Source organism: Bacteroides sp. HMSC067B03 (assembly GCF_001811315.1).
GTDB lineage: Bacteria > Bacteroidota > Bacteroidia > Bacteroidales > Bacteroidaceae > Bacteroides > Bacteroides faecis.
In genome coordinates, this window is record NZ_KV804433.1 from 334 (window position 1) to 2195 (window position 1862).

The 1862-nt window shown below is 30.5% G+C and carries 2 protein-coding genes; both read right to left on the bottom strand.

The window, feature by feature from the left end; genetic code table 11:
- Positions 1–945: 945 nt before the first annotated feature.
- Positions 946–1446, bottom strand: a complete 501-nt coding sequence (locus HMPREF2794_RS21420) for a hypothetical protein (protein WP_246839628.1) — start codon at positions 1444–1446, stop codon at positions 946–948.
- A 64-nt stretch (positions 1447–1510) separates the two neighbouring features.
- Complete coding sequence (locus tag HMPREF2794_RS29680) at positions 1511–1711, bottom strand: hypothetical protein (protein ID WP_061447999.1); 201 nt, start codon at positions 1709–1711, stop codon at positions 1511–1513.
- Positions 1712–1862: the final 151 nt, after the last annotated feature.

The following is a 1862-nucleotide window of genomic DNA, read 5'->3' on the forward strand; positions in this document are numbered from 1 at the left end:
ACTTTTCTTCCAACTACCCTAGGGGGTTGTTAGAACTACTCTTCACGTGTTCATGTAACTTTCAATTCTGTAAATCATAGGAGAAGTAAGCTGATATATATATTTAAGCTCCTATTTTTATAGGTAGGGGGTATTATATATAAGTACCTATACTTTATTGCGTGCCTATGTATTACTATGCACTATAATAGAAAGGAGAGTATTATACTGCCATATAAAGATATGCTAAGTAGTAATATTAGAAATTGAGTATTGTTTATTTTTTTACCTTGTTTATTATGAGTAACTTTGAGTATTCTTAAAAATCAAGAACTACCTGTTTGTCAATGGTTCAACTCCTTGAATTATATGTAAATCAAACAGGTTATATTTGTATTTTCCCACCCTTCCATTGGGAAAATTAACTCTCATATTTAAAATTGCGAACTGCTATATCCCTTGTATTAAACAAGAATTTAGAAGTTCCACAAAAAAAGCCGCAGTTGAGCACATTTGTAAGTGTACTCGCTTGCGGCTATTTTTGTTTTTAGTTGGGTAGTAGACTATTTTATTCGTCAAAGTCTCTATAATGGGCTTATTTGTGGGCATTGACATATTTTTCAGTGTCTCATACTTCAAGTGCAGGATTAGCCTATATAACTCTTAATCTTTAAAAATCAGAACGGATACTCTGTCACCCTAAAAAATGAAGTTCATGCGCACATAAAGTTTAAATTCTTTAGTAGTAGGGGAAAATGTGTGTTATAATATATAATTAATATCAGATACTTTTTCCCCACTACCTTACCTATGTAAAGCTAAGAATGGCTTGTAATACTAATAATAGCACTGCACTTTGCCGTACACAGAAAAAATCACTTTTATTGCATCCTATTCTGTAATACTGGTAGGTGTAAGGGAAAAAGTACTGTATATTAATATATTAGTAAAGAACACTTTTTCTCCTTACTTGGGAATTATGATATTTCCATTATCATCTATCTCTACTATTTTATTTACTTTCTTCGTGGATAGTTTTTTCTGCTTGGAAAAATCATTTTCTAATAGAATATTTTCAGTATGTAAAGTTAAGAGAGTAGTGATTGATACTAAATCAGCACCAACAAGTTTTATTATATACTTGTCATAAGTCTTTTTATCTATTCCGATTGCTTTGATTATATTTTTCTTAATCAGCTCTATATTGCCATATTGGGATAATAGTAGTAATTGGATAAAGAAGCCTTTTATTGCTGCATCCAGTTCGATTAATGCAAACTTATTGGAGATAGTGATACATTGTTCTTCCATTGCAGGAATATGATAAATATTCCGTCTAGTTAGATAGTAAAAACCGTTATCCACAAAATAAGGCTTTATATCCAAATATTCTTGAAATATCTTATTAAAACTGCTTACAGATTTACCACCACTTGTTCTTTTTAATTCATCTAAAGTAATTCTCACATTATACCAATCATCTCTTGAAAGAGACAAACAGAAAAATCTATAAATATTGGCAGGTTTGAATCTATTTAGAATGGAATAGTTGACGGTTGCATTGCTTCTGCAAAATTGGGGTAGAATATTCATTAGTAGCGGATTGAATATTGTTTATAAATAGTAAATCTTTCTTCTCTTTTTCTATCTTGTAGTAATAAGCACTACCAAAGTAAATCTTTGCTTCTTTTCGATTATTGAATCGCTTTCCCGTAGGAATATGAATAATCATAGGTCATTGGTTTATTTTATAAATGATGTATCTGAATCTAATTAATGTTGTGGTGCAAAATAAATCGTATAGACTTTCCCTTGTATCTTTCTTTTGCTTTTAATATAGCCATTTGAACTAGCCCATAAGCCAACTCTAAGCCTGTTATCTG